Source organism: Brevibacillus brevis (genome assembly GCF_031583145.1).
Taxonomy (GTDB): Bacteria; Bacillota; Bacilli; order Brevibacillales; family Brevibacillaceae; genus Brevibacillus; species Brevibacillus brevis_E.
The window spans coordinates 321,568-347,561 of the sequence record NZ_CP134050.1; the positions used below are offsets into that span (position 1 = coordinate 321,568).

Annotated in this window: 21 protein-coding genes and 1 pseudogene; 15 read left to right on the forward strand and 7 right to left on the reverse strand. The window is 53.7% G+C overall.

Annotated elements, in window-relative coordinates; genetic code table 11:
* The first annotated feature begins 5 nt into the window (after window positions 1-5).
* From RGB73_RS01875 to RGB73_RS01895, 5 genes are all read left to right on the forward strand, one after another.
* Entirely contained in the window at window positions 6-1,220 is a 1,215-nt protein-coding gene (locus tag RGB73_RS01875; protein WP_310768527.1) for an MFS transporter, read from the forward strand.
* 234 nt (window positions 1,221-1,454) lie between these two features.
* Window positions 1,455-3,206, forward strand: coding sequence for a hypothetical protein (locus tag RGB73_RS01880; RefSeq protein ID WP_310768530.1), 1,752 nt, complete (start codon window positions 1,455-1,457; stop codon window positions 3,204-3,206).
* Complete coding sequence (locus RGB73_RS01885; protein ID WP_310768533.1) at window positions 3,187-6,531, forward strand: AAA family ATPase; 3,345 nt, start codon at window positions 3,187-3,189, stop codon at window positions 6,529-6,531. Before RGB73_RS01880 ends, RGB73_RS01885 begins: the two co-directional genes overlap by 20 nt.
* A 28-nt stretch (window positions 6,532-6,559) precedes the next feature.
* Window positions 6,560-7,438 carry a macro domain-containing protein gene (locus RGB73_RS01890; protein WP_310768535.1) on the forward strand — a complete coding sequence of 293 codons (879 nt, stop codon included), beginning with the start codon at window positions 6,560-6,562 and terminating at the stop codon, window positions 7,436-7,438.
* Between the two features lie 185 nt (window positions 7,439-7,623).
* Window positions 7,624-8,685 (forward strand): bifunctional transcriptional activator/DNA repair enzyme AdaA, encoded by a 1,062-nt coding sequence (locus tag RGB73_RS01895; protein WP_310768538.1) that lies wholly within the window; start codon window positions 7,624-7,626, stop codon window positions 8,683-8,685.
* Here RGB73_RS01895 and RGB73_RS01900 read toward each other — a convergent pair.
* Window positions 8,680-9,723: a DJ-1/PfpI family protein gene (locus tag RGB73_RS01900; protein WP_310768541.1), complete on the reverse strand. Its 1,044-nt coding sequence runs from the start codon at window positions 9,721-9,723 to the stop codon at window positions 8,680-8,682. The genes RGB73_RS01895 and RGB73_RS01900 overlap by 6 nt on opposite strands.
* 213 nt (window positions 9,724-9,936) lie before the next feature.
* Entirely contained in the window at window positions 9,937-10,497 is a 561-nt protein-coding gene (locus RGB73_RS01905) for a GNAT family N-acetyltransferase (RefSeq protein WP_310768543.1), read from the reverse strand.
* A gap of 83 nt (window positions 10,498-10,580) precedes the next feature.
* Between RGB73_RS01905 and RGB73_RS01910 the strand changes: the two genes are divergently transcribed.
* Complete coding sequence (locus RGB73_RS01910; RefSeq protein WP_310768547.1) at window positions 10,581-11,468, forward strand: YitT family protein; 888 nt, start codon at window positions 10,581-10,583, stop codon at window positions 11,466-11,468.
* A gap of 109 nt (window positions 11,469-11,577) precedes the next feature.
* Here the strand turns inward: RGB73_RS01910 and RGB73_RS01915 are convergent, their stop codons facing one another.
* Window positions 11,578-12,255, reverse strand: coding sequence for an S-layer homology domain-containing protein (locus RGB73_RS01915; RefSeq protein WP_310768550.1), 678 nt, complete (start codon window positions 12,253-12,255; stop codon window positions 11,578-11,580).
* Between the two features lie 275 nt (window positions 12,256-12,530).
* Between RGB73_RS01915 and RGB73_RS01920 the strand changes: the two genes are divergently transcribed.
* The 3 genes from RGB73_RS01920 to RGB73_RS01930 all read left to right on the forward strand — a co-directional run bounded on the left by RGB73_RS01920 (window position 12,531) and on the right by RGB73_RS01930 (window position 16,118).
* Entirely contained in the window at window positions 12,531-13,160 is a 630-nt protein-coding gene (locus tag RGB73_RS01920) for a DUF2238 domain-containing protein (RefSeq protein ID WP_310768554.1), read from the forward strand.
* Between the two features lie 220 nt (window positions 13,161-13,380).
* On the forward strand, window positions 13,381-13,941 hold the full coding sequence (locus tag RGB73_RS01925) for a sigma-70 family RNA polymerase sigma factor (RefSeq protein WP_310768557.1): 561 nt from the start codon (window positions 13,381-13,383) through the stop codon (window positions 13,939-13,941).
* Window positions 13,932-16,118 carry a YcdB/YcdC domain-containing protein gene (locus RGB73_RS01930; protein WP_310768560.1) on the forward strand — a complete coding sequence of 729 codons (2,187 nt, stop codon included), beginning with the start codon at window positions 13,932-13,934 and terminating at the stop codon, window positions 16,116-16,118. Before RGB73_RS01925 ends, RGB73_RS01930 begins: the two co-directional genes overlap by 10 nt.
* Window positions 16,119-16,277: 159 nt before the next feature.
* On the opposite strand, the gene RGB73_RS01935 is transcribed toward RGB73_RS01930, so the two are convergent.
* Window positions 16,278-17,108, reverse strand: a complete 831-nt coding sequence (locus tag RGB73_RS01935; protein WP_310768563.1) for a helix-turn-helix domain-containing protein — start codon at window positions 17,106-17,108, stop codon at window positions 16,278-16,280.
* A 220-nt stretch (window positions 17,109-17,328) separates the two neighbouring features.
* Between RGB73_RS01935 and RGB73_RS01940 the strand changes: the two genes are divergently transcribed.
* Complete coding sequence (locus tag RGB73_RS01940; protein ID WP_310768566.1) at window positions 17,329-17,529, forward strand: GNAT family N-acetyltransferase; 201 nt, start codon at window positions 17,329-17,331, stop codon at window positions 17,527-17,529.
* A 207-nt stretch (window positions 17,530-17,736) separates the two neighbouring features.
* On the opposite strand, the gene RGB73_RS01945 is transcribed toward RGB73_RS01940, so the two are convergent.
* Entirely contained in the window at window positions 17,737-18,276 is a 540-nt protein-coding gene (locus tag RGB73_RS01945) for a hypothetical protein (protein WP_310768569.1), read from the reverse strand.
* 97 nt (window positions 18,277-18,373) lie between these two features.
* The gene (locus tag RGB73_RS01950; protein ID WP_310768572.1) at window positions 18,374-19,537 is read right to left on the reverse strand and encodes a hypothetical protein; all 1,164 of its coding nucleotides are present in this window, start codon (window positions 19,535-19,537) and stop codon (window positions 18,374-18,376) included.
* Window positions 19,538-19,804: 267 nt separating this feature from the next.
* Here RGB73_RS01950 and RGB73_RS01955 point away from each other — a divergent pair, with 267 nt between their 5' ends.
* The 4 genes from RGB73_RS01955 to RGB73_RS01970 all read left to right on the forward strand — a co-directional run bounded on the left by RGB73_RS01955 (window position 19,805) and on the right by RGB73_RS01970 (window position 23,192).
* A complete protein-coding gene (locus RGB73_RS01955; RefSeq protein WP_310768575.1) occupies window positions 19,805-20,647 on the forward strand; it encodes a 5'-nucleotidase, lipoprotein e(P4) family in 843 nt (280 codons plus the stop codon).
* 184 nt (window positions 20,648-20,831) lie between these two features.
* Window positions 20,832-21,743: an aminoglycoside phosphotransferase family protein gene (locus RGB73_RS01960; RefSeq protein WP_310768578.1), complete on the forward strand. Its 912-nt coding sequence runs from the start codon at window positions 20,832-20,834 to the stop codon at window positions 21,741-21,743.
* A 98-nt stretch (window positions 21,744-21,841) separates the two neighbouring features.
* Complete coding sequence (locus RGB73_RS01965) at window positions 21,842-22,306, forward strand: GNAT family N-acetyltransferase (protein ID WP_310768580.1); 465 nt, start codon at window positions 21,842-21,844, stop codon at window positions 22,304-22,306.
* 199 nt (window positions 22,307-22,505) lie between these two features.
* Window positions 22,506-23,192: a sulfite exporter TauE/SafE family protein gene (locus tag RGB73_RS01970; protein WP_310768583.1), complete on the forward strand. Its 687-nt coding sequence runs from the start codon at window positions 22,506-22,508 to the stop codon at window positions 23,190-23,192.
* A gap of 4 nt (window positions 23,193-23,196) precedes the next feature.
* On the opposite strand, the gene RGB73_RS01975 is transcribed toward RGB73_RS01970, so the two are convergent.
* A complete protein-coding gene (locus RGB73_RS01975) occupies window positions 23,197-23,643 on the reverse strand; it encodes a FixH family protein (RefSeq protein WP_310768586.1) in 447 nt (148 codons plus the stop codon).
* Between the two features lie 268 nt (window positions 23,644-23,911).
* Between RGB73_RS01975 and RGB73_RS30535 the strand changes: the two are divergent.
* Window positions 23,912-25,987: pseudogene (locus RGB73_RS30535) on the forward strand (heavy metal translocating P-type ATPase); the annotation flags it as partial.
* Window positions 25,988-25,994: the final 7 nt, after the last annotated feature.

The following is a 25,994-nucleotide window of genomic DNA, read 5'->3' on the forward strand; positions in this document are numbered from 1 at the left end:
TGTGTATGGGGACGATTTTGCTTTTGATCATTTATTTGGCCTTTATCAGCCTTGGGCTGCCCGATTCCTTGCTCGGTGCAGCATGGCCCGTCATGCGGCCGGATCTGGGAGCACCGATCGGGATGGCAGGCGTGTTGGCGATGACAGTGACCGTTGGCACGATTGTATCTAGCCTGGCAAGCGGGGCAGTCGTGCGCCGGTTCGGTACGGGGCGCATCACGCTGGCAAGCTGCTTCATGACTGCCGGAGCGCTGCTGGGATTTGCCTATGCGCCATCGATCGCTTGGCTGATCGTCTGCGCCATTCCGCTGGGGCTCGGTGGAGGGGCTGTCGATGCCGGACTCAATCATTACGTGGCGGCGCATTACAAGGCCCATCACATGAGTTGGCTGCATTGTTTCTGGGGCGTCGGTGCGACGGCCGGTCCGATGATTATGGCTACGTTTTTGACCGGGAATGCGTCTTGGAGAGACGGGTATCTGGCAGTGGCCGGCATCCAGTTCACGTTGGTGATCCTGCTTGCGGCCACGCTTCCGTTGTGGGGGCGTACAGCGAAGAAGCAAGGCGCTGACTCGGCTTCGGGAGAGGTGCCATCACAGGCGGAGCCGCCACTCGGCAACGGGGGCGCGAGCAAAGCCAAAGGTGTCGCGTTTGCGCTGGCATCGTTTCTATTCTATTGTGGCGTCGAGGCGACAGTGGGCTTGTGGGGCAGCAGTTATTTGGTGAATGCGAGAGGGCTGCCGGCAGATGATGCCGCGTTTTGGGTTTCGATTTATTATGCAGGCATTACAATAGGAAGGCTGATCACCGGATTCGTCACTTTCAGGCTGAGCAATTTGCTGTTGATTCGAGGGGGTCAGATCCTGGCGCTTGCTGGTGCACTGCTCCTGCTAGTGCCGCTTCCGACCGGTTTCTCGCTGGCCGGGTTGCTCATCACGGGACTTGGACTCGCGCCGATTTACCCTTGCATGCTGCATGAGACGCCTGCCCGATTCGGCGGTGCGCTGGCACAGCGAATCATGGGATATCAGATGGCCGTCGCCTATACCGGAAGCACGTTGATGCCGCCGCTTCTCGGGCTGCTGGCCGGGTTCTCGACCATCGGCATCTTCCCGCTCTATATCGTCGTTTCGGCTGCCGCCATGTTGTTGTTCTCGGAACGATTGAACGTCATCCTGAGCAGGCCGAAGGAACGCAGCGACGCGATCCACCCGTACTAAAGGCAGGAGATGTTAGGGGCACAGTTTTTTTTGTTTTGCAAATAGATTTACGATACTGTGAATAAAGCTCGCCGCAACAGAAAAAATAGGAATACATGGAAAAATGAATGGAATGCGACGAGTTGAAGGGACGAGCCGAGATCGGGTACAAGTCATATTTCATTTGCTGTCCTTTCGTGATATTGTGAGAATAATGAAATAATTTTGGGTACCTGGTGAAAGGAGGGAACTTCGATGGCGATATCGGTCATCCCGATTGAACAATGCTTCGGGGACGAAAGCGTAGTGCCTTCTTTTGACTTTTTGGAGATCAAGGATCCTACGTTTCGTCTACTGCGCATGCAGTGCAAAGGGGATGTATTCGCGAATCCTGAGCTGGGGGTTCGACATGCAAGCTCCCTGCACGCAGCGAAATGCAGGGAGGCTCTCAAGCTGGCCCGAGTCCATAGAGCCGATATCTTCGTCACACCCGAGTACGCGGTCCCAATCCAGCTCATTGACGAAATCATTCGCACTCCCGATTTGCAGCCGCACCCGAACAAGCTATGGTGCCTGTGCTGCGAAGGGGTTCCCTGGGAGACATTCCAGAATAAAATAAATGAATGGTCGGATCATGCATATGTCGGCAAAAAGGTGTTAGATGGAGCCTATATCAAAAACTTCGCCGGGTTTATGCTCTATCTCTTTCCATCCAAACAGGCAGACAAGCTCTGCATCGTACCGCAACTGAAGCTTCAACCGATGCGAGAAGACCTATTCGTTTGCGAGGGGGACGGACTCTCGCGGGGAGAAAACGTCATTCTCTTTGGCAATCGGAAGCCGAATCAGCTGGTATCTGTCATTTGCGCGGATGCTTATCATCCGGACATCAAAGACTCCGGCATTTTTTATCCGGAAGGCAGCGAACGGAAACTGATCATCTTGCACCCGCAGATGAATCCCGCCCCGCGAAACGGAGAGATGGCCAGCTTGCGGAACAATCTGTTCAGCCAGGAATGGGGGGACTCCACTGTCTACATTACGGCCAACTGGGCAGCAGGGAGCACCATTTTCCCGGAAACGCAGCCAGGAGAAAAACACGTGGTTCAAAATCCGTGGTCGGGAATTTATCGCCGCTTTTTCAACTACGGGGACGATCAGTGGGCTGAAAAGCTGCGCGGCATTCGAAACGAGAACGTAAAGCATGGACTTGGCTTTGCATTCGAGAGATACCGGAAATATAAAGTGTGGTTTGCGCATAAGAATGAACATCTTCAATTGCTTGTTGTCCGCAAGCCGTACGGCGGTGGACCATCCATTGTGAAAACGTCGGGTACGGTACAAGCAGTCAAGCTGTATTTGCCCCAGGAGAGAAACGGTGGGTGGGAAGCCTCGACCCTGCATTTTCAAACCGCTTTGCCTGACAGACTGATGCGAGAGGCTACAGATGAATTTGCCTTTCCCATCCATGCAAGCGTCGAAGAGCGAGACATCTTTTTTGGTCTTTGCCTGGGTCATTTGGAAAAAGGGGAGCTCATCCTGTCCTCGTCTGAGCAAAGCTCCCGGCTCAGCTATCACATCGACGATGCCTGTGAGCCGGGGAGGGCACGTCAGGCAGACAGGGTGGCAAATCTGATCAAAATTTTGAAAAATCCGACTACGCTGCCCAATCAGCTCCGAAAACTGCAAGGAGCGTATACATTTGCGTTGGCCAAGAGAGCTCCCTTCAACCTGCTTCCCAAATCGGGGAATGAAAAAAGCGGGGCCCTTGTTAGTTATGTGGAGAGAGAAAGTGAAATGAAAGAGACGGCAGAGCGGATTTTGCGCGAGATCCCGTACGGCCATGTATGGCTGGAAGATTCCATTTGCATCTTTTCCACAAAAGACGTCACGGGAGAAATCGCCCATTACCCTCATGTAAGCGACGAATTCACCAAGCCTGACCGGGTCGAAAACCGGCCGGATATTTCTCATGGAGGTGTTTCCATTGAACAACCGTTTGATTAAGCTCATCCGTGACTGCGGTCTAAACTTTGTCCGGAAACACCATCTACGGGGCGAGGTTTATGAAGCGACGCATAGATGGCAGGGTGTGACGCTTGGCAAGTACATTTTGATCCCGATGGAGCTGGACGACTTTTTAGGCATTACGGCCAATCATCAGGAATATGAGAAATTTGAGGAGCAAGTGTTGGCTCCGTTTTACTTTCAATTGAAAGGGGATTGGAGCTGGAACCTGTATTTGTGCTTGATATTGGAAGAGGAGGACTTGCAGCGAGTACCGCTCGAGCGAATGGTGCGAGTGGAGCGGGGGAAACGATACGGCAAGAAGCTGATCGTGGCTTGGTCCGATCTTGCCAAGCGGCTGCCGACCGCTAAACTGCCGACTCGCATGGATGGACAAATCGCCGCCGACCCCCTCAAGGATTGGGAACAGGCTTTGGTTCCTGCCGGTCTGGGATTTTGTCTGCAGGATTATCGCGAGGCTCTGGTTGAACAGTACCTGAACGATTCGCTGGAGCCGATTCCCCCGGAGCTCCATACGGAAACGACGGCAGATCTCCCGCAAAAGCCGAGTGGCCCCATTCGAATGCTGCATTTTGGGGAGGAGTACCGCTCGCATTTTTTGTCGCGTGCTCCCTCTTTGGAGTTTGCCCAGGTCAATTTGCTGTCAGGTCCGAACGGAATGGGTAAAACCTCTGTGCTAGAGTGCATCGAACTGGCATTTACCGGGGCGATCCAGCGGAATTTGCTCGCCGATTCGGAAATGAGAGAAACATGGGACGGGCAGATGACTTTCTGGGGAGACGACCGGGTATTCTCCGGGATGCCATCCGAACAGGAAAAGAAAGAGCGCGAAATCGCGTACTACCGGCAGAAAGTAGCCCCAAAAGCACGCAGTCAGATCAATCGCATGTTCCATCAGTATAATTACTTTTCTTCTGAAGCCGTCCATCAATTTTGCTTTAACCATGACAATCCGATCGACTACCGGACCGCTTTTGCCCGTGTGATTTACGGCGAGCAATTGGAGCGTGTCGAGAGGCGCTGGACCCAGTATAAAGAGGAAATGCAAAAAAGATTCAACCGGATTTCGCGCACGCTGGCAAACTTGGAAGCACAGCTTGGCGAGCAGCAAAGCGAACAGACACGAGAAACCGAGCTGATGAGAGCCAGAGCAGCGGCGAAACGATCCGCGATTGCGAAATGGATGAAGAACTGCCACTATGCCTACCCCATTTTGGAGGAGGACACAGGTCTGTCCGAGGTGGAAGCATGGCTGCAGCATTTGGAGCCGCGTCTGACGGAGCTGGAGATCGTGAGTCGTCCTTTGATCCATCCGGAATTGGGTGATATTCAGAATGGCAGCAGGGTACGGTCGGCGTTGGTCGCTAACCGGGAGGCGCAGGACAGCTGTCAGAACCAAAAGAACGAAGTGACCGAACAGCTAAAGACGCTTTCGTCTGCGGGGAAATTATCGGAGCAGCAAAATGCGCTGTCGCTTCTCATGGCCGATCACGAAAAGCTGCGCGACCAGTATCTTCAGCTGGCCCGGGAGCTTCAAAGCAAAGGGGAGCTGTTTGATCAAAGCACCTCCCGGGATCGCAGAAAATGGGTCCAAAAGAGATTGACGGATCTTCAGGACGAGTTGATGGAAGTGGAGACCGTTCTTCGCCTTTACGGAGATCTGACGGGTGTACAGCTCGCGCTTGCGGATGAAAATGACGCCCGAAATCAGATGGACGAAGCAGAGGCCAGGTGGGAGCATGCGAAGCAGCAATATCAGGAAGCGATGGCGCGAACAAAAGCGCAACGGGAGCACGCTTCCTTGCTGCAAAGGCTCGCTTCCGAAATCAAAGCGGATGGCCGGCGCTACCTGGAAGCGAATCCGGAAGAGTCTCGGTGCCCCATGTGCGGGCATGATCATGCGGCATCGGAAACATTGCTGCACGCCATTGAAAGAGGAATCCATGCGGACGACGAATGGCTTACCAAACTGCTGGAAGAGGAAGAGGAAAGCCGAGTACGCATGCAGGATCATCAGCAAGTCTATGAACACGCCAAAGAACGCTACCGTTTATGGACTCGATGGCAAGACCTGCACGCTTACCTGCGGGATTATAAAGACCGATTGGCCCTGGAGGAAATCCCGGAAGCCTTTGATTTCGCTTCCTTGCAGCGTGCGCTGAAAGCATGCACAGAGCAACTGGAACGGAAGAGAGCCGAGCGCCAACGGCTTGAGCAAGAAGCGCAAGAGTTGGACCGGCGAGGGATTGGATTAAAAATGATTGCCGAGCTGGATGCACTCCTGGAAACCCCGTTGATCTCATCCGTTCGAGAAGAGCTTGGGCCTGAGGCAACAGGGCCACAGCTGGTACTGGGACTGGAGAAGAGAGCGGAGTGGCACCACCAGGAAAGCAAGAAGGCTCGCGAAGAATTAGCAAAAGCCGAGGAGCTGATCCGTCAAGCAGAGAACCAGCGCATCGAGCTGTCGAGACGGATGGAAGAGCTGGAGGAGCAGGAGAAGGAGCTTTCTCGAGCCAGGCAGCATCTTGTGTCGGCCGAAAAGGCGTTTGAGCGATTGCGCGAGCTCAACGTTCACCTCAGCCCGGAGCACTCGTGGCCTGACTGGCGCTCCTATCTGGAACAGTTGGTTGCGGAGTGTTCGAGTTTGGCGGATATTCTAAGGCCGCGCTTGCTGCTGGAGCAACAAGAGGGCAGAGCATTGGAGCTGAAAGGGCAAATCAAGAGCGAAAAGGAACGGCTGCATCGCTGTGAGCGAGCGCTGGACGTGCTCTCGGGGCTGAAACCGCTGGCAGACTACGGGGATGAATTTGTCCGAAGCAACTTCGAGGCCATCAGTCAACTATTCGTAGCGTTGCATGCACCCAATGAGTTTGAATCGCTCCAATGGAATGAAAGCAACCAGATCGTTGCCAAGCGAAAGGGACACAGCTTGAGTTGCACGATCAACCAGATGAGCACGGGGCAGCGGACGACCGTGATTCTCGCCGTGTTTTTCGTGATGCATCTGGTCATGGATACCGCGCCGAAAATCATCATGCTGGATGAACCGGTGGCGAACATGGATGAGCTGAATGTACTCGGATTGCTGGACTTTTTGCGGCAGATGACAATCACGAACGGAACCCAGATTTTTTTCACCACTGCCAATCCGCAGGTGGCAACCCTTTTTCGGCGGAAGTTCAGTTTTTTACAGGAACGTTTCCAGGCGTTTCAGCTGCAGCGTTATCCGGAAGGGCCGGTCCGGATTAAAATTCAGTCGTTTGCTCCCGACAAGGAACTGGCGGTAAATATCCAGCAGCTGTAGGCTGGGAGATGTAAAGGGGACCGTACCTTTGAGAAAACGAATCAGGGCCTTTTTTTCGACGCATGCGTGGAAGTATTCGTTTGTGATCAAACGTTTTCTGATCCACTGGATCGCGACGTTTTCTGTCGTGTGGACCTTTACCGAATTTGCCGGATATTTTTTCGAAAGAGGAGGTGCGCCGTGGAAACCGCCTGTTTGGGCAGTCCTAACGCTGGGGATCGCAATCGCTCTCTGGATGAGCCGCCCCAGGCTTACCCGAACGGTCAAACTGCCTGACAAGGACATTACTCTGCAAATTACGGTTGACGATCTCTTTCAAGTTGGCGGCGGGGCCGTCATCGTTCCGTCCAATTGCCTGTTCAAACACGATCATCTGGATGAGGGAGCCATACTCGCTCAGCTTCAGAGCAAATTTTTCAACCATGCGGCGGCTTTTGACTCGGCGCTGGAAAACGCGCTCAAGGATGAACCATATGAAACGATTTCCTTTCAAGGGGAGCAAGCAAGAAAATATCCGTTAGGAACGGTTGCCCGGCTCGAGCTTGAATCGGCGAAAGTGAAGGGCGCGTATGTGGCTGCAACGGCTGAACTCAATGAGTATGGCAGGGCCGTACCTAGCCGCGAGCAATATCGGACAGCCTTGCATGCCCTGTGGGAGTATATCGGCAAGCGAGGGAGAAAAGAACAGATCATCATCCCGGTAATCGGCAGCGGAAGAAACCGTTTGAATGTGAACCGGTTTGAGCTCATCCACGATATCGTCAGTACGTTTATGCAGGCTGTGGAAGACTGCAAATTCAGTGAGAGGCTCACGATCGTGATTCATCCGGATGCTTTCATCCGAAATCGGTATGATTTGGAGGAGATGGAAGAGTATCTGCGGTATGTCAGCAAGTTTGAGAGGTAGCCCATAGAGACCTTGCAACGGTATGATTCATGCCGGGTTGCTCACGTCATCGAACGAAAAAAATCGGCCGCGAAAAAATCAATGCTCGATTTTCGGCTGAACAATTCTTTTCCCTCCCTATAATAAAAAGAGGGTCTGGTGAGGCGTCGCTACCATCCGAAACGTATGAGCCGAGGAGGAGAAGAATGATACAAGAAGACATGAGACCGGTGTATTACCAAGCACTTCTCGATAAAAAGTCCGAATACGAAGGAATTTTTTATGTCGGTGTAAAGACGACAGGCGTATTCTGCCGGCCTACATGCCCCGCAAGAAAACCGAAATTCGAGAACTGTGAATTTTTCGAGACGGCCAAGGAGGCCCTGCTGGCGTCATTCCGACCGTGCCAGCGTTGTCGTCCCTTGTCTCATCCCAACCAAGTCTCGGAGCTTGTCCAGAAGTTGGTCCATGCGGTGGAAGAAAATCCGGAGCGACGCTGGACGGAACAAGACTTCAAAAAAATCAGCGTCGATGCTTCCACAGCCCGGCGCCAGTTCAAAAAGAGGTTCGGGATGACGTTTGTTGAGTATGCGAGAGCCAGACGAATGGGACTAGCCCTCAAGCATATCCGGGAGGGGAGTGCGGTCATCGAGGCCCAGTTGTCTGCCGGTTATGAATCCGGCAGCGGGTTTAGGGACGCTTTCTCGCGGATCATGGGTGCACCACCTGCCCTGAGCGGCGATCAACAGATTCTCAAGGCGTCATGGCTGGATACGAGGCTTGGACCCATGATCGCAATCGCTGATGAAGAGGCGCTCTATTTGCTTGAATTTGTAGACCGCCGAGGATTGGAACGTGAAATTGAACGTTTGCGAAAGAAGACGAAATCAGTGATTATTCCGGGGAGCTCACAACCGATCCTTTCGATCGAAAGGGAGCTGCTGGATTATTTCGAAGGCAGGTTAACGGAATTCAGAACACCGCTGAAATTGCTGGGATCTCCCTTCCAGATAAAGGTGTGGGAACGATTGCGGCAGATTTCGCCGGGACAGACCACTTCCTATGCGGAAATGGCCACGGCAATCGGAAAGCCAAGCGCTTACCGGGCCGTGGCCCAGGCGAATGGCGCCAACCAGTTGGCCATCGTCATTCCTTGCCACCGCGTGATCAGCTCGAATGGCGACCTGGCTGGTTACGGCGGGGGCCTGTCGCGAAAACGTTGGTTGCTCGACCATGAGAAGTCCATCGAGGAGCCAGCCCAATCATGATGAAAAGGAGTGCGCCAGTCGGGTTCCCTCTACTTTGGAAGGAGGTAGAAGACCTGCTTTGGCGGTACCAACCATGGCGTCCCCATTCACCATCACTTCGAACTTGAGGTGCAGCGACATCGGCTTTGTCACGCGCTGTGACCAAGACATCCGGTTTCCTTCCATGACCGGATCGACAAACGCTGCAGCCTCTCCCCCCTGGTTGGCTGTCCCTGTCACCAAACCATCCTTTGTGGAAATGTGAAAGAGGACAGTCTGCTTGCCGATCGGAGTAGAAATCGTGACCTTCCATACGCCGTCGAAGATTGCATTATGGTCTGGAGTCGCAATCAATTGCTCACCGTTTGCTTCTTGTGTCGAAGGTTTGGAAGGAACCGGGACATCGTCGCCCACGGGGATGATCCCTTCCGCTCTCCAAGCGGTTCCTCTGCGCTCATATTCAAACAGCTTCTCTACTGCATGCGCGACTCGCGGACCCAATTCTTGTTCCACCAGATAGAGGGCAACATCGAGTCCGGATGTAACCCCACCGCCAGTCACAAGCCTTCCGTCCACGACAACTCTTGCGGGTACAGGTTTTGCTCCCATCGCGCCAAGCGCCTCCATGCCCAGTACATGCGTGACGGCGTACCGATCCGTAAGCAAACCATCCATGGCAAGCAGCATGGACCCGCCGCAAACCGTGGCGACTGTCATGCTCTCATTTCCCATCGCTTGCCGCAACAACGGCATCAGATCGCTCTCCTTTGCTTTGAGCAACTGTGTCACTACGGCGTCCGGTCCGGTCTCTTCACGTCCAACCTTGCCCATTGCACCGGGAATGAACAGGATGCCGCTCCTATCCGGATCGATTGCTCCGATAGCCTGTAGCCCGGGACCGTCCATGCCGCTTTTGACGATTCGCGGGCCTTCTGCGCTGACGAAGCTGACGTGCAGGCGGCTTCCGCTCAGCATGTTTGCAGACAGAAATACTTCATACGGACCAATGGCGTCCATGAGATCAAATCCGTCAAACAAGACGATTTGGATATTCAGCATTCTTCATCTCTCCCTCGTTCAGCATGGGGGTTTTGATTGACACCATACCAGTTTACTTCCCACCCCTCACAAGACAGAGCTCCAAACCATCACAAGACAGTCACGAATCGTTCACGATATAGGGGCCTCCCTCGTGATAATCAAAAGCGACATTCTAGGACATTTTTTGGTCCGTAGCTGTCGCTTTTTTTCTTGGGGAGTGTAGTCGAAAACTCAGTGGATGGAATCGGACGGTTTTGTCATCCGATTGGCCGCGTCCATCGAATAAAAACAGTCATTGACCAGCCTCCCATCGATTTCCGTGCTTTCGGGCACGATTTCATCGAGGGTCATGCCGGCCTTTTCCAAAACGCGGCGAGATCCCGCATGCTCTTCCGAACAAACGGCTGTAAATTTTCGAAAACCGTAAGTGTCCACGGCGAACTCAAAAATGAGTTGGAGTGCTTCGGTAGCGTAGCCTTTGCCCTTGTAAGCTTCCAAAATGATAAAGCCTACTTCCGCGGTGCGTTTCCCCAGGTCGCGGGTGCAAATGCTGATCAATCCAATAGCGTTGCCTGAGGAAGTTTCACGGATGATCCACGTCAGCCAATGGGTGGAATCGAGGCTCCACTCCGCGAGCTCCTTTTCAAAGTTGCGGCGGATTTCTTCCTCGCTCTTGACCGCTCCGATGTGCTTCATCAGAGTCGGGTCGGTATAGATGGAGCGGATGATTTCCCAATCGTGGAGGGCCAGTTTTGTGAGAGTGAGGGGCTCGCTAACGATTTGTTTGTCCATAGGATCCTCCTATTGGGGAAAGTCTCTCCCATATTAATATGTTATGATAGGTAAGGACTCAAAAAACATGGGAGGAAAACGGAATGAATGTATCAGAAGAGAAAAAGAAATCCAATCACAAAAAATTATCGGTTAGAAATATCATCAAAAGGGCTATATTCATCACGATCGGTGCCATTATCATGGCGTACGGGCTTGAAGCCGTTTTGATTCCAAACAACATCATTGACGGTGGGGTAACGGGCTTATCCATGATCCTGAGTCACGTAACGACCATGAACCTCAGTATATTCCTGGTCATTCTAAACCTACCGTTCTTTTTCCTGGGATACAAGCAGATCGGAAAAACTTTTGCGATCAGCATGCTATATGGAATCGTAGCTTTGTCTGTGGCTACTACTTTCATGCATCATATTGAGCCGATCGTAAACAATGAGCTGCTCGCCGTTGTTTTTGGCGGCTTGATCTTGGGATTAGGGGTAGGCTTGACCATTCGAAACGGCGGAGTCCTGGATGGAACGGAAACCTTGGCCATCTTAGTGGAGAAGCGGTTGCCGTTTTCTGTCGGGGAAATCATCATGTTTGTGAATGTGATTATTTTCTCAATTGCCGCTTTTGTGTTCTCCTTGGAAAATGCGTTATTCTCGATGCTTACCTATTATGTCGCGTTCCGCACCATCGACATCGTCGTCAAAGGCTTTGATGATATGAAATCCGTGTATATCATCAGCGACAACACAACCGAGATTGCGGATGCGATTACGGAGCGGCTGGGTCGAGGAGTGACCTATCTTCACGGAGAGGGCTCCTACAGCGGGGAAGATAAGCGTATCATTCTGTGCGTCTTTACAAGGCTGGAGGAAACGAAGCTGAAAGATATTATCAAGGAGTTAGACCCGCAAGCCTTTATCATTGCGACGGATGTATCTTCCGTTCATGGCGGTCGGTTTAAGAAAAGAGATATTCACTAGGGATAAGAGAGTGGGGACGCGGCACGGGTGCCGCTATTCGCGAGAAACCAAGAAAGAGCATGGGCTATGGGAGCCCGTGCTCTTTCTTGTTGAAAATAAGCTTTACACTTTACTTACCTGCCGCTTGTTGGGTAGGAAGGCCTGGATGCGCTTTGATATAGTCAAGAGCATGCTGGAGGATCACGGCAGACTCTTGCCGGCTGATTTCAGCTTTTGGATGGAAATTCCCTTTCTCATCCAACGCTGTGATGCCAAGGACAAGTGCTCGCTGAACCGAGCCTTGGTAGTCTGCCTTCAGTTCACGTTCATCCCCGATTGTGACGGGAACGATCTTGAGCATAGGGAGTTTGTTTTGCGATTGCATCACCGTCATGAGCTGATGCACAAACTCTTCTTTTGTCCACATTTTGTTCGGGTCCAGATCCGAAGGCAGGTCAAAGCCTTGATTTGCCGCAATGATCAGTGCACTTGCATACCAGGCGTTGTTGCTGGCTTTTGCAAAATAATCGCTAGCAAGCGGGGGCTTCACGAAGCGGACGCTGTCCAGGTTTAAGTCCAGGGCATTGACGATCAGTTGAATGCCTTCCGCTGCGGTAATGGTAGCTTGCGGGAGGAAAAAGTCGTTTTTCAATTCACTTGCATTCTGGTTATCTTGCAAGGTATACGCTGTATGTTCAGTCCCGGTGACAGGACGGTCGGTTCCGTTAGCAGCAGCGAAAGTCCCGTGCTGTATGAAAGAGAGGGACAGAACTGCGAAAGCGGAAAGGGCAAGAAGTTTACGTTTCATCGTAGAGACCACCTTTTCTCATGGGTTGCAGGTTCGTTTATGCGCATGTGCAGCGTGAAAAATTTGCGACGGCGTTTGTTTCACGGATGTATTTATCGTGTATCGTTTTCGTAGAAGGTATCACCTCGGCTTAATTTTTGATAGTTGCTTATCTTTAGACGATAGGAAACAATAAACGTTTCAAAGGCGTTTGTATAGTGCGATACGATTTGTCTTAAAATAACAGGACCAAGCACGCTGCTCATACCAACAGAGAGAAAGGGGATCATCATCTGATGCTCCGCGATCCGCATATTCCTTTTTCTCGCAACTATCAGTTGCAATCGATGCTCGCTCTGTACATTGTTTTCTGGATTGTCACCGCCATTTCTCCAACCGACCGCCTGCAATGGCTCATGGAAAGTTTGCTTCCCGTCGGAACGATGATTCTGCTGGTCGCTACCTTTCAGAAGTTTCCCTTTACCAATTTGTCGTATCTGTTTATGCTCATCTTTTTGCTTCTCCATACATACGCTGCTCACTATACCTATCAGCATACTCCCTTTGACGTATGGCTAAAAAATTCGTTTCATACACAGCGAAGCTACTTCGACCGGGTCGTTCATTTTGCATTCGGACTTCTATGGTCCTATCCAACGAGGGAGCTGCTCACTAGGAGTACCCAGCTTCGCGGCTTTCCGTCGTTTGCCATACCGGTCTCCATTGTTTTCAGTTTCAGTGCGTTTTTTGAAATCGTTGAAATGCTGGTAGCGATCGTAGCTGGACAGGCAGGCAAGGATTATATGGGGCTTCAAGGGGACATATTCGATTCGCAAAAAGATATGAGCCTTGGATTGATAGGGGCGGTCATTTCCATGGGGATTCTCGCAGGGATCCGGAGAAAAAAAGATTCTGCACGCAAATGAAAGCTGCCATTCCGATTTGAAAATCTGGAATGGCAGCTTGCTTTCTTTTTCCATCTACGAATGTATGAATTTCTCGATAGTTGACGATCTTCAGTCTAAAGCTCATGATTTTCGGGGGGAGGGACGCTCCCCCTATTTTTTGTTCATAAATACTGTCATGCTTTCCACCCAGCTGGATCAAATAGACGTACGGAAAAGGAAAGGGAGGAGAATGTTCATTGTGTATCCGGATCTAAATCAGGCGGATCAGGCGCTGCGGCTGACGAAGGAGGCCGTTTTGGAGCAGGTGATGAGAGAGTACGGGGAAAAAATCCTGCAACTGGTCTACCTCATCGTCAAAGACCGAACGATGGCGGAGGACATTACCCAGGAGGTTTTTCTGAAGGCGTTTCGGGACCTGCATGCGTTCCGCGGAGAAAGCGAAATCAAGACCTGGCTGTACCGGATTGCGATCAACGAGTCCAAAAAGTATTTGCGCTCGTGGTCCTTTCGCCAAATATTTTCTACATTCCAAAAAGAAAGCGTGCCGGATGAGCCTGATCAAGAGCATGTCGAGGACAGGGTGATCGGGAAGCTGACCAAGGAAGAGATGGCGCAGCGGGTCATGGCGATGTCCCCGCAGTATCGCCAGGTCATCCTGCTGCACTACTACGAAGATTTGACCGTTCGGGAAATTGCGCAGGTGTTGGACATATCGGAAGAACTGGTACGCACCAAATTGCATCGGGCTCGCAAGCAATTCAAACTGCTGATCGAAAAGGAGGGCTTGGAATGGATGTAGACAAAGAGTTCCGTCAAGCGGTTCGGGGGGCAAGCTGGCAGGACGTCAAGGATGTGCGGTTTACTCCCGAGCTGGAGGCGAGAATCCTTGACCAGGCCGTCAAGAGGAGGAAGAGAAATTTCCGGAAGCTTTACACGGGAGCGGCAGCGATCGCCTGCGTGGTTGCAGCATTTACGGTTTGGAATCCGGGAGCATCGGGGCTTCGCGAGCAATGGCGGCAATCGGCGGCGGCCCTGTCTGAGAAAAAAGATGAGGCGACGCTGCAAAAGGCACTGGCGCCGCTCTTGAAGGCGATTCCTGAACTGAGCAGCTACCGTGTGGAAATCAAGGGAACGGCTGGCAACGTGATCAACGCGCTTTTGCGAAAACAGGACGGGGTTTATGCTAAAGTAGCTGTCAACAAGAACACCGGCCAGCTGGAGGTGTTCAAGTGGTCGGCGGAAGGCGGCAGCGAGAAAATACCTTCCAGACAGCTGGCCAGCGAAAAGGCGGCCGCTTTCCTGAAGGCCTATCTCGGGAAGAATTTCGGGCAATACCAAGAGATGGCTGCAGGTGAAATCGTGCGTTCGAAAAGCCGCTTCCTGGATCTGGACGTGGAGGGGCTGTACGTGACCTACAAGCAGGTGGAGGACAATCAAGCAGTGCCGTTTACCGATATCTCCGTATGGGTGGATGGAGTGGGCCGCATCGTATCGTTCGGCAAAGTGAACGAGTCCGAGCGTGTGCTTCTGACCAAGCTGCAAAAAGCGCTTCCCGAGCTGCAAGACGACGCTGTATTGGCAAACAAGGAACAAGGCGGGGGAGGCTACTCGCTGGCGCTGGCCAATGCCGACAACCAGGGAAGCACGGCTTTCATCGGAATGTCGGGAAATGGTGACATGCTCAGAAGCTACAGCCTGGAAAATCCAAAGGACGGAAAAACCGAACGGGCACCCAAGTCGCTGGCGGTCGAACGAGCCAGCCAGTTTTTGCAAAGCGTGCTCGGAGACGACTGGAAACAGTATCGGGAGACAGGAACATCCACCGCCCTGGATTATATGCGCTATTACAACGGGATTCCTGTTTGGGAGGACACCCTTTCTGTCGAGGTGGATAAAGAGGGCCGTGTCCGCTACTACAACAAACGGGCGGATTCCTACGAGCTTTCCGCTTTGCCGGACCAAGCAACGGCGATATCCAAGCAGGAAGCCGAGGCGGAATTGATGAAAAACATGAAGCTGCGCTATGCAGAACACGCCGTGATCAAGCGTGATCCACAGTCCCGTGAGGCCACGGAGGTACGCCCGATACTGGAGTACACTCCTGCAGTCGGCTCCATGGAAATCGGCCAGCCCCGTTCCTTGTACTGGTACATCGATGCCGCGACCGGAAAAATCCAGTATGGAACCGGCAATAATGGCTTTGCCTACGACCAGCTCGCTTCCCATGAACCGATCACTCTACATGGCGGAAAGCCCGGCTCGATGGTGACCGTCCATACCAAGGAAGAGGCAGCTGGTTTGTTGGCAAACGAAATGGGCGTAGATGTAAACGGCCTGCCCTTCAGGGAACGTACAGAGGAAAATGGACCTTTCGGGAAAGAAAATGTGTTCACGTGGGAGACGAAAGAAGGAAAGAGGCTGGAAGTCCAATCGAATGCGGAAACGGGGCAAGTCACGGAGATCTCGATTCCGCGAGCCGATGCCAATCAGACTGTATCCCAGAAGGAGGCGTTCCAGGAAGCGGTACGGATGCTCGAAAAGTACGCAGACTCCACAGTAACGGAAGTGCAGGTGAGCCAAATCGTTCAGCCGGTCGAGGCAAATCCGGTATCGTCCGGCAGCTGGGCCTTTGAATTTATCAAGAGCTACGAAGGTGTTCCCGTGATTGAGGATGATCCGGATGAAGCCTATGTGGTTGAGGTCGATCCAGCGACAGGGAAAGCCATCGGGTTTTCGAATCGTACGCAGATCCGGGAAGAAGTCGCTTTGCCCGACAAGACCCGGGCGGTGCCTGTCGAGAAGGCGGCCTTGGAATATTTGGCCCATCAGCCGCTGCAATTAGTCTACACGATCGAAGGAGTCGAGGGAGAGGAAAAGGGAACGCCGAAGCTGATTTACGTGCCAATCAGCGACAAGGCGTATGCCGGTCAATTGATCCGAATCGATGCGATTACCGGAAAAGCAGTAATTCCGTAGGAGAATGGACATGGAGAGAAGAAAGCGGATGGTGGACGCAGGGTCCCGCCATCCGCTTCTTTGATTTTCGTCAGCTGCTACTTGGCGCTGATCTCTCCCTTCCTTGACCATGAGTATGGGAGAGAGAGGGAGAGGCGTATTGTAATTCATTGCTCTTCTCTAACGCGATACCGCATACCGCTGGGGAGTGGTCCCGACGACCTTGAAGAAGGCCCTCGCAAAATGGCTCTGGTCGTAAAAACCCGCTTCCGCCGCAATTTCAGCAATGGGCCGTTTTTCGGCAAGCGCGATCTTGGCGTGATTGATCCGCAGCAGGTTCTGGTACGCATGCGGAGGCACGTTCGTTCCTTTTTTGAATAGGCGGATCAGATGGAATCGGCTGATACCCGCGATCCGTTTCAATTCTTCCAGCGTGACCCGTTCGGTGTAGTGAGCGTGGAGATACTCCCGAATCAGTCTGATATACCGTTGCTCACGATCGCTTCGGGAGGCATGATCCAGATCGAGCGTATGCGGGGTGACGATCGCCTGAATCAGCTCAGCGAGCCAGCTTTCAATCACCAGCGGCTCTTCTGCTGAGGCGAGACTTTCCACTACACGGCAAATGAGTCGGCGGCAATCGTGATTCTTGCGTCCTTCCAGTAAAAACGGGATACGGAGCTGCTCCAGCTCGCCAGGCTCCAATTGCTTCAGCCAATCCGGCTGAATGAACAGCATCCTGTATTTCCATTGCGTTTGTTGGCGGGGATGACAGGCGTGCAGCATGTGCGGCGGAAAACTGATGACCCTGCCCGCTTCCACAGGGTACATCCTCCCGTCACACCAGGCGCTGGTTTCTCCCTCATCGATCAAGCCGATCGAATACTCCCCGTGGAAGTGTTTCTGGTAGGCCAAATCGCTCTTGGTGCATTGCTTCGCCTCCAGGAAAGGCAAAGCCTCGCTTCGGTAAAAGGTCACATCAGCCATTTCTGTCAGTTCCTCTCCCCACATGTGCTCTCCGCTTTCGCCCTGCTAGCCGGGCGAACCTGCGGATAGCCAATTTCCGGTCCTTTTTCTGCTCTTTGGTTTTCATTTTATCACAACAAAATCCCCCGTAGAAACGATGCGGCAACAGAATGAAACACCCTCATCTTTTCGGGAGAAGGGGCGGCTCAACTGACCATGTACACAGGGGACAAACTGACTCTTGCAGAGGGAGTAGCCTATCCTTATGATGAGGTCACTATGGTACGACAGACGATCGCAAAGAGCGCTGGAACGAATCGGGGCGAAGAAGGAGGGAGTTTTCCGCAAGCACAGAATCAAAGCGGACGGCTCCATCCACGATAATGTGTTTTACAGCATCCTCGATACGGAATGGACCGAGGTCAAAGCCAACCTCCACGATCTGCTGGAGAGAACATATAAATAAAGGCGACGACAGGAAAGAGCCATCGCCATGGGCGTATTCGCTGCCTTTGCAAAACCATCCAAAATCATCACAGGTGGGCAGTCGGAATGGCAATGCTCCGGCGGTTTTTGAATTGCTTTTACCTAGAGGCGGAGAATGCCGCCTAAGGAAGAACCGACCTTTCTGTAAGGAAGAAAGGTCGGTTTTTTTGCGGGAGTTCCTTCGCAGCTATTTGTTTTGAGGCTCGAACCGGTAGTTGTAGGTCTTGAATCCGGATGAGGAATAAAAGATCCCGATTTGCTGTACTTCACCCGGCTCGAGGTGCACATCCTCGTATGTCCGCTCATCCAGCTCCTGTCCTTGCTCGTCGTAAATCTGTACGGACAGGCGTCCGTCGAAACGGGAAGTGTCCGTGTAATTCCCGGCGTAGACGTAGATTTTGTAATCGCCGTCCTTGGTTTGGAAGGAGCCGGCCGCGGCAGCCAGGCGGTCGATTTCGCGGGCTGATCCTCCGATTCGCTGCATTTTTTCCTCATAGTGGTGAACGATTTGCTCGCGCATCCAACTGTCGATCGACTTCTCCTGATAGGTAATGGTGGCGATCGGGATTGTCGTAATGACGTAGAGAAGCACCATGGCGCCTATTCCGCTGCGCAGCACGACACGCTTTTCGTATCCTCCGGCAAGGAGAGCGATCCAGGCGATCGCAATCAGCACTACCGTAATCCAGTGCCAGTTGGAGAAAAACATCTCGGGATAGAGCGTCACTGCCGTCTCCTCCTTTCGTTGTCCTGTCGGTTTGGGACGGGCCGGTTTTGCCAAAGGAATCCCTGTCCGAAGTCACTGGCCTTGCTGTGCATGACGGCTACCTCCGCCTTCTTCGGCGCAGCCAGTATTGGATCCCGAACAAGGGCCAGATGGCTATCGCCATGAGGATGACCGCGGCGATGGCGGATGAGTAAAACTCGTCTCCGGGCCCGGCCTCGACTTCCGGCATGAAGGCGCCAGAGAACGTCCACAAGGCGAAGGATCCGAGAAGGAAGCGCAGTGGAACCCGAAACGTCAAAGGCTGAGCCAAGTATTGATAGGCCGCCGCCGAAACGAGCAGCACAAGGAAGCACAGGCCCGTGCCGTCTTCGTCTACAAGCCCCGCGTCGGCCAGCTTGATCGAGACCAATAAAAACACAAGCAGCAGGGCGAAAATGGCCAAGGTCGACCGTCGCGGTTTCCAGCTTGAACGTCGAGGGCCTGTGTGTTCGACGGCAGCCCCGCCGGGTTTCGCGGAGCTTTCCGAGGTGTTCCTTAACCGGGCCGCCTCCTCTCGCTCGAGCTCGATTAAGATCGAATTTAGTTCAAACTCCAAATGGCGTTCCAAAGAAAATGGCTTCGAGTTGATCTCGTCCTCCAACAGGCGGAGCTGCTGCTCTTCGGTCAATGGGAAGAGCAGCTTGTTCGTCGCCCGGAACGGGATGCCGCGGTTTTGCAGCTCCTTCACCCACAACTCCGCTTCCCCGACTTCGTAGAAAGGCACAGGCACGACGCGCCGCTGCGCTCCCTCCTGATAAACGGCATAGAGGATGGGCAAAACGTGGAAAACCGGCTGCTCTTCCGTCATTTTGCTCTTGCGGTAGGCGTAATGATACTGCGCGATGTACTTAGAAACGTAGATACACTCCACCCGCTCGAGAGGGATGGCATCCTCCCGAACGGTACGGGCGTCGTGATTGTAAATACGAAACGCGATCTGATCCGCATAGAGCCGATATCGGCTGAGGAGACGATTTTTCCGGATCGCCGCCCGCAAATAGCCGATGGAAAACTTTACAAGCCATGCACCAGGAAGCAGCAGGAGCAAAAGCAGATAAGTCCAGGATTGAAACTGATAGACCAGATAAACGGGTCCGGCAATCAGAGCGATTCCGAGTGCGATCAGAAAGCACATGGCTTCGAATGTCAAAATCCAGTAGAAGGGCTCCATGCGGCGGTCGACGCGTTCATGGATGAAGCTTCGATCGGCAGAGTCAATCAATCTTTTTCCTCCGTTCCCATTCGTTCTCTTCTTTTTTCTTATACGAGTATAGGGATGAAGAAGTTCCAGAAGTGGGAAGCGATTCAAAAGAATGCGGAAGGCCAGAGCCGATAAGGTCCTGAATAGTAGATTGAATATTCGATTAAATAGAGGGATTTGTCATGGCGCATGGAATAGCAGGATGAGGGAGGTGAATGACAGACGCATGAACGTTCATCACCACGGCGTACGGCTGACAAAGGAGAATAAAAGAAAGGGGTGCTTTCCATGCGGACAAGCAAGAAGGCGAAATGGACGGCAAGTGTAATGGCCTCGATGGTATTGCTCGTACCGGCAGCGGGTTACGCAGAATCTGCCCAGCAGACGGTGGACAGCCCGGCTCTGTCGAGCAACCCTCTCGTTGAGCAGAAGGTAGCGGGAACATTGTGGTTGAAGTCGGCGGAAGCAAGGGCTCTCTCGTACCAGGCATTCAACGTCGCAAAGCTGATGTACGACAAAGCGCTGGCGGAAAATGTGAAAAAGGAAAAGCTGGCGGTCGTGGTCGATATTGACGATACGATCATCGATACGACCGGGTACACGGCGGACGTCATTTTCGGCCTGGAAGCGTCCGGCGAGGCCTGGACGAAATGGATTCAGTCGCAAGTGGCCGTTCCGTTGCCCGGCTCGGTGGAGTTCCTGAATCACGTGGTGGAGACGGGCGGTGATGTCTACTACGTGACCAATCGTCTGCCCGACATCAAAGAGGACACGCTCAAAAGTCTCGAGAAATTAGGCTTCCCGCAGGCCGAGCGGGATCATCTCTTCATTCGGGAAGCGGGTATGCCGTCCAGCAAGGAGAGCAGAAGACAGGAGGTGGCCAAGGACCATCAGATCGTCCTGCTCATGGGAGACAACTTGGAAGACTTCTCGGACGCGTTCGCTCCCGTGAGCGTCCAGGCGCGTGCGGAAGCTGTCGATCAGGCCAGAGAGTTGTTCGGAAGCCGGTTCATCGTTTTGCCGAATCCGATGTACGGGGACTGGGAGAAAGCAATCGTGGAAAGCAAGAAAGACCTCACTATCCAGCAGACGAAGGAAATGAAGAGGAAGGCGCTCTCCGGAAAGGAATGAAGCCCTTATCCGATAGGAGCATCCGGGCGAGGAACCAAAGACGCTATCGTTTCTCCCCGGCTTTTCTGTGTGCAGCAACGAAAAGAAGGGATGAAGACTCCACCCGATGACAACGGTGCTTTCTCTTTCAGATGCTGTGGTATAGTGAGAAAACATCCGGCCTAAGAGGGAGGGGGTTTTATCCATGTCGGCAAAAATTTGGGAGGCGGAATGGGACGTTTCCGAAGACTTGGCCCAGCGGTTGATTGGTCGTCAATTTCCGCAGCTGGCTGCCAGGCCAGTCCGGAGATTGGGGCATGGCTGGGACAATACCGTTTACAGGGTCGGCGACGAATACGTGTTCCGGTTTCCGCGCAGAGACATCGCAGTGGAGCTGCTCCAGCGGGAGGGAATGCTGTTGCCGAAGCTGGCGGATCGCTTGCCGATTCCGTTTCCGAAGCCGATGTTTTACGGGGGGGTAGATGACGAGTATCCGTGCCCGTTTCTGGGATATACGTACGTCTCGGGGACGTTTCCGATCGGGCTTTCGGATGAGCAGCGGACAGCCTCGGCCCCTGTGCTTGCACAGTTTTTGAAAAGTCTCCACTCCACTCCGGTATCCATCGCCAAAGAGGCAAGAGCCCCTCTGGACCATCGAAATCTCAGAGATGTCGCCGCTCGCAAGGAGAGGATGCAGCGGTTTTTGTCCGATCTCTCCGCCTTGACGCAAGAGGAGGAGATCCGCACCGTCGCAGGCTATTTGGAGCGGCTGGAAATAGGGCCGCTGACGCAAAGCGATGTGCTTCTCCACGGCGATCTGCATTTCAAAAACATGCTGGTAGACGAGGCCGGCCGCCTTTCCGGCATCATCGATTGGGGAGACATAGGGATCGGACACCCCGGCTGCGACTTGAATATTGTCTACAGCTTCCTGCCGGCAAAGGCACGCTCCCGGTTTTTCGAGGAATACGGAGAAGTGGATGAGGCGACGAAGGGGTTGGCCCGCATGATGGCCGTTTACATCCCGATGCTGATTTGGATGCAGGCGCTCGACGCAAAGGAGGAAGCTGTCGCGGCAGAAGCCAGGGCAGTAATCCGGCGGGCACTGGAAGATTGATCGGAACAAGGCCATTGCATCGAAAAGAGGGAATGGCAGCAAGTGCTGCCACATATGTCTCAAGAGGAAAATCACCCAGTTGAGGAGGAGAGGTTTCGATGATCGTCAGCGTAAAGCGAACATCCGCAAATGACCCAGATTTCCGCCTGTTGGTCGAGCTGCTCGACAAGGACTTGTGGCTCCGCTATCCGGATACACAAGATTTCTTCACGCCGTTTAATGTCATCAAAGAGGATGGCAAAGTCGTAGTGGCTTACGTCGATGGCAGTCCCGCAGGCTGCGGCTGCTTTCGAGGCATGGATGATCGAAAAACCGTAGAAATCAAGCGAATGTACGTCAAAGACGAAGTGCGGGGCAAAGGGATCGGCAAACGAATCGTGGGCGAACTGGAAGCATGGGCGCTGGAGGAAGAAAAGACGAGGGCGGTTCTGGAGACCGGCAGGAACCAGCCGGAAGCGGTAGCGCTGTACAAAAAGCTGGGCTATGAAGAAACGGAAAGGTACGGTCCCTATGTAGACAGTGAAGCGAGCATTTGCATGGGAAAGACGCTGTCTGTCAAATGAAGCGGCGAGAGCGGGAGAATCGGCGGACGACCAGTATCTCTCTCCAAGGAAGAATGAAACGGCACCCGATTGTCAGACCGACCTGACAATGGAAGGTGCTTTTTTTTGTGCGACCGTTTGGCCAAAGGCAGGCATAATCGGGTCGGGGGAGCCGTAAGGAAAAGAGAGGACAACACAAATGGGGGAAGGAGGGGAGCGTATGGTCGCGAGCCCGTCCGATTATTTGCTGCTGACGTTGACGGGACTGTTTAGCGCACCCCACTGTATCGGCATGTGCGGGGGCATCATGTCCGCCTGGACGCTGCAATCCCGATCCACCATGCTGCAGACAGTCATGGCCTACAATACAGGCCGGATCCTCACGTACATGGGGACCGGGGCGTTTATGGGCGTGATCGGATCGTTTGTGGATGCGGCTGGAGCCATCGTCGGCTTTCAAGGAATCGCGAACATCCTGGGCGGGCTTCTGATTCTGCTGTGGGTCGGCAAAAAGTTCGCGTTGCCGCTCAGCAAATGGTCTGTCCTCCAGCTGCCCCTCGCGCAGAGCTGGCTGGATAAGCAAAAGAACCGGTCAGGAGCGCTGCCGGTCTTTTTGAGCGGGCTGTTGCTGGGCTTTTTGCCGTGCGGCTTGACTTATACCATGTACATGAAGGCTGCCGCTTCCGGGAGCGTCGCGGAAGGCGCGCTCACACTCGCTTTCTTCGGGATCGGGACACTGCCCGCCCTCTTCTTTATGGGGCTGTTTTCGGTCGTTTTGTCCAGGGCCCTCCGCTCCAAAATCTTGCTGATCGCCAATCTGCTGGCCGTCTACATCGGAGTGGTCTCGATCTTGCGTGGACTGGTAATCAACGGTTGGGTTCCCCATGTAAACCCGTGGCTGTGGTAAGGGGTTACGGCTCCGCGACAAACGGATACACCACCGTCGAGGTCTTCCCGTCCGCTTCAAACGTGATGTCCGCCTGCCACTCGCCCACCATCGTGGGGACGATTTTCGCGGCGAACTGTCCCGGCTCCCTGTACGACGACGCCGCATCTACAGCGCCGTGGTCCATGCTTGGCATGGTCAGCCTGACCGAGACTTTCGCGTTCTTCCACCGGTCAGCCTGTTCAGGCGGGAGGGCGATGAGCAGCTCGTTTTCCTTGAGAATCTTGGGGGGAGCGGGCTGCACGCTCACCTCGACCGTCAGCGAAAAAGGCGCAAACGTCAGCTTTCCCTTCTCGGCGCCGGTGGGCTGGGATGAAGGGCTTCCGGCTTCGGGACTCGCAGGCGAAGAGCAGGCAGGCAGCAGCAGTACGGCAGCCAACAGAAAAGAGGGCCAGCGATAAGCTCGTTTCAAAGGATCACCGCTTTCTTTCCGTCATGCAAGCACCATATCGTATTCGGAAACAGGCGGTTCCATGCCCGCTGCGAGGAAATTTCCCCGTATTCCCCCCGTCGCAACGGCGTTTACACGTTTGTGTAAATCAATTCCGCTCTTCGGTTTGGGGAATCTTCACTTGCATTCTAAATCTTCTCGGCAGCGCATACGTATTACAACGGGACATGCGTTGGTGACAGAGGAGTGTTCGGGAATGACCATGAGACAGACGTATCAGGTCACGGGGATGACTTGTGCAGCCTGTGCCAGCCGGATCGAGAAGATATTGACCAGGACAGATGGCGTGATAGAGGTGCAAGTCAGCCTGGCGACCAACAAGGCACGCGTCGCCTACGACGATCAGCAGATCGATGACGAAGCGATCATCGCGCGAATCGAAAAGCTCGGCTATCAGGCAAGGCCGGACAAGAAAGGCGAAGCGCATTCGGAAAAAGACGACCTGCTGCGCCGTTTTTTCTTGTCGGGGCTCCTGACCATCCCTTTTTTGTGGGCGATGGCCGCTCATTTTTCCTTTTCCTCGTTCATTTGGGTCCCGCCGCTGTTTTTGCACCCATATTTTCAACTGGCCTTGGCGCTGCCTATCCAGTTTTGGATCGGCTATCCCTTTTATGCGGGGGCTTGGCATGCCTTGAAAAGCAAGACAGCCAACATGGATGTCCTCGTCGTCCTCAGCACGTCCGCCGCTTTTTTTTACAGCCATTACATCACCTTTGCCACCCAACCGGCGTCCGCTCATCCTCCGACTCTCTACTACGAGACCTGCGCCGTCATTTTTACGTTTCTGCTCTTGGGCAAATACCTGGAAGCGATGGCCAAAGACCGCAGCAAGCACGCGATCCGGCAGCTCCACCAGCTGCAGCCGAAGATCGCAAATGTCCTGCGTCCCTCGGGTGTCACCCCCGTACCGGTCACGGAGCTGACTGTAGGCGATATTTTTATCGTCAAGCCAGGGGAGCGCATCCCGACTGACGGAGTCGTTATCGAAGGCCGATCGACGGTGGATCAGTCCATCTTCACAGGGGAAAGCTTGCCTGTCGAGAAAGGGAGCGGGGAGACGGTCATCGGAGCGACGTTGAACCAAAACGGCTGGCTGAAAGTAAAAACGACCAGGGTCGGGGACGAGACTGCCTTGACCCAGGTGATCCATACGGTGGAAGAAGCGCAAATGTCCAAAGCTCCGATTCAGCGAATGGCAGACGAGATGACGGACATTTTCGTGCCAATCATCATGACGATCGCAGTCACGACGTTTCTGGCCTGGTATTACGTTTTTACCTCCCACGCCTTTGGCGAGTCGCTGGAAAAGGCGATCGCGGTCCTCATCATCGCCTGTCCATGCGCGCTCGGGCTGGCCACCCCCATGTCCATTCTGGTCGTATCCGGAAGGGCGGCTCAGTTGGGGATCTTGTTCAAGCAGGGCAAATACCTGGAGACGCTGCAGAGGGTGGACACCGTCATCCTGGACAAAACCGGCACCTTGACCAAAGGCAAGCACGAGGTCGTGGAGATCTACACCACAGACGGGGAAAAAGAGGAGTTCATGCGCCTGGTGGCGGCGGCGGAGACCGCGTCCGAGCATCCGTTGGCCGCTGCGATCGTCTCCTATATGCAAAGCAGGGGGGTCAGTGTGCCGGCTCCTTCCGCGTTCACGCCTCTGCCGGGATACGGTATCATCGCCAACGTAGGCGACCGGTCTGTCATCGTAGGTTCGGCCAAGCTGATGAACAGCCACAACATCGACATCTCGCCTGTTCAGGAGCGTATCCGCGTGCATGCTGGGGAGGGGAGGATCGTCATGCTGGTGGCGATCAATCATCAGCTGGCGGGGTATATCGCTTTGTCGGATCCGCTCAAGGACGATGCCGGGGTGGCTGTCCAGCGCCTGAAAAAGCTGGGAAAAACCATCGTGATGATCACGGGGGACAATGAGCTGACGGCATGGAGTGTGGCCAGACAGGCCGGGATTCAACGGGTGTACGCGGGCAGGCTGCCGGCAGAAAAGGTGCAGATCATCAAAGAGCTGCAAAAGAAAGGGAAAACCGTCGCCATGGTCGGGGACGGGATCAATGACGCTCCTGCACTGACCGCGGCCAATATCGGAATCGCCCTCGGGACCGGCGCGGATATTTCCAAAGACTCGGCCGACGTGCTGATCATGCACGGGGAGCTGATGGGGATCGTCCACGCCTTTCTTCTCAGTCAGCAAGCGATGAAGAATATTCGCCAAAACCTGTTCTGGGCCTTGTTTTACAATACTGTCGCCATCCCTGCCACGATGATCGGGTTCCTGGCGCCGTGGGTAGCGGGAA

What these genes read in the sequence shown, in the direction of transcription:
- RGB73_RS01955 (WP_310768575.1), top strand. Translation starts at nt 19,805, where the DNA reads ATGCGGACAAGCAAGAAGGCGAAATGGACGGCAAGTGTAATGGCCTCG.
- RGB73_RS01915 (WP_310768550.1), bottom strand. Translation starts at nt 12,255, where the DNA reads ATGAAACGTAAACTTCTTGCCCTTTCCGCTTTCGCAGTTCTGTCCCTC.
- RGB73_RS01935 (WP_310768563.1), bottom strand. Translation starts at nt 17,108, where the DNA reads ATGTGGGGAGAGGAACTGACAGAAATGGCTGATGTGACCTTTTACCGA.
- RGB73_RS01930 (WP_310768560.1), top strand. Translation starts at nt 13,932, where the DNA reads ATGGATGTAGACAAAGAGTTCCGTCAAGCGGTTCGGGGGGCAAGCTGG.
- RGB73_RS01920 (WP_310768554.1), top strand. Translation starts at nt 12,531, where the DNA reads ATGCTCCGCGATCCGCATATTCCTTTTTCTCGCAACTATCAGTTGCAA.
- RGB73_RS01895 (WP_310768538.1), top strand. Translation starts at nt 7,624, where the DNA reads ATGATACAAGAAGACATGAGACCGGTGTATTACCAAGCACTTCTCGAT.
- RGB73_RS01960 (WP_310768578.1), top strand. Translation starts at nt 20,832, where the DNA reads ATGTCGGCAAAAATTTGGGAGGCGGAATGGGACGTTTCCGAAGACTTG.
- RGB73_RS01875 (WP_310768527.1), top strand. Translation starts at nt 6, where the DNA reads ATGGGGACGATTTTGCTTTTGATCATTTATTTGGCCTTTATCAGCCTT.
- RGB73_RS01940 (WP_310768566.1), top strand. Translation starts at nt 17,329, where the DNA reads ATGATGAGGTCACTATGGTACGACAGACGATCGCAAAGAGCGCTGGAA.
- RGB73_RS01965 (WP_310768580.1), top strand. Translation starts at nt 21,842, where the DNA reads ATGATCGTCAGCGTAAAGCGAACATCCGCAAATGACCCAGATTTCCGC.
- RGB73_RS01970 (WP_310768583.1), top strand. Translation starts at nt 22,506, where the DNA reads ATGGTCGCGAGCCCGTCCGATTATTTGCTGCTGACGTTGACGGGACTG.
- RGB73_RS01905 (WP_310768543.1), bottom strand. Translation starts at nt 10,497, where the DNA reads ATGGACAAACAAATCGTTAGCGAGCCCCTCACTCTCACAAAACTGGCC.
- RGB73_RS01910 (WP_310768547.1), top strand. Translation starts at nt 10,581, where the DNA reads ATGAATGTATCAGAAGAGAAAAAGAAATCCAATCACAAAAAATTATCG.
- RGB73_RS01900 (WP_310768541.1), bottom strand. Translation starts at nt 9,723, where the DNA reads ATGCTGAATATCCAAATCGTCTTGTTTGACGGATTTGATCTCATGGAC.
- RGB73_RS01880 (WP_310768530.1), top strand. Translation starts at nt 1,455, where the DNA reads ATGGCGATATCGGTCATCCCGATTGAACAATGCTTCGGGGACGAAAGC.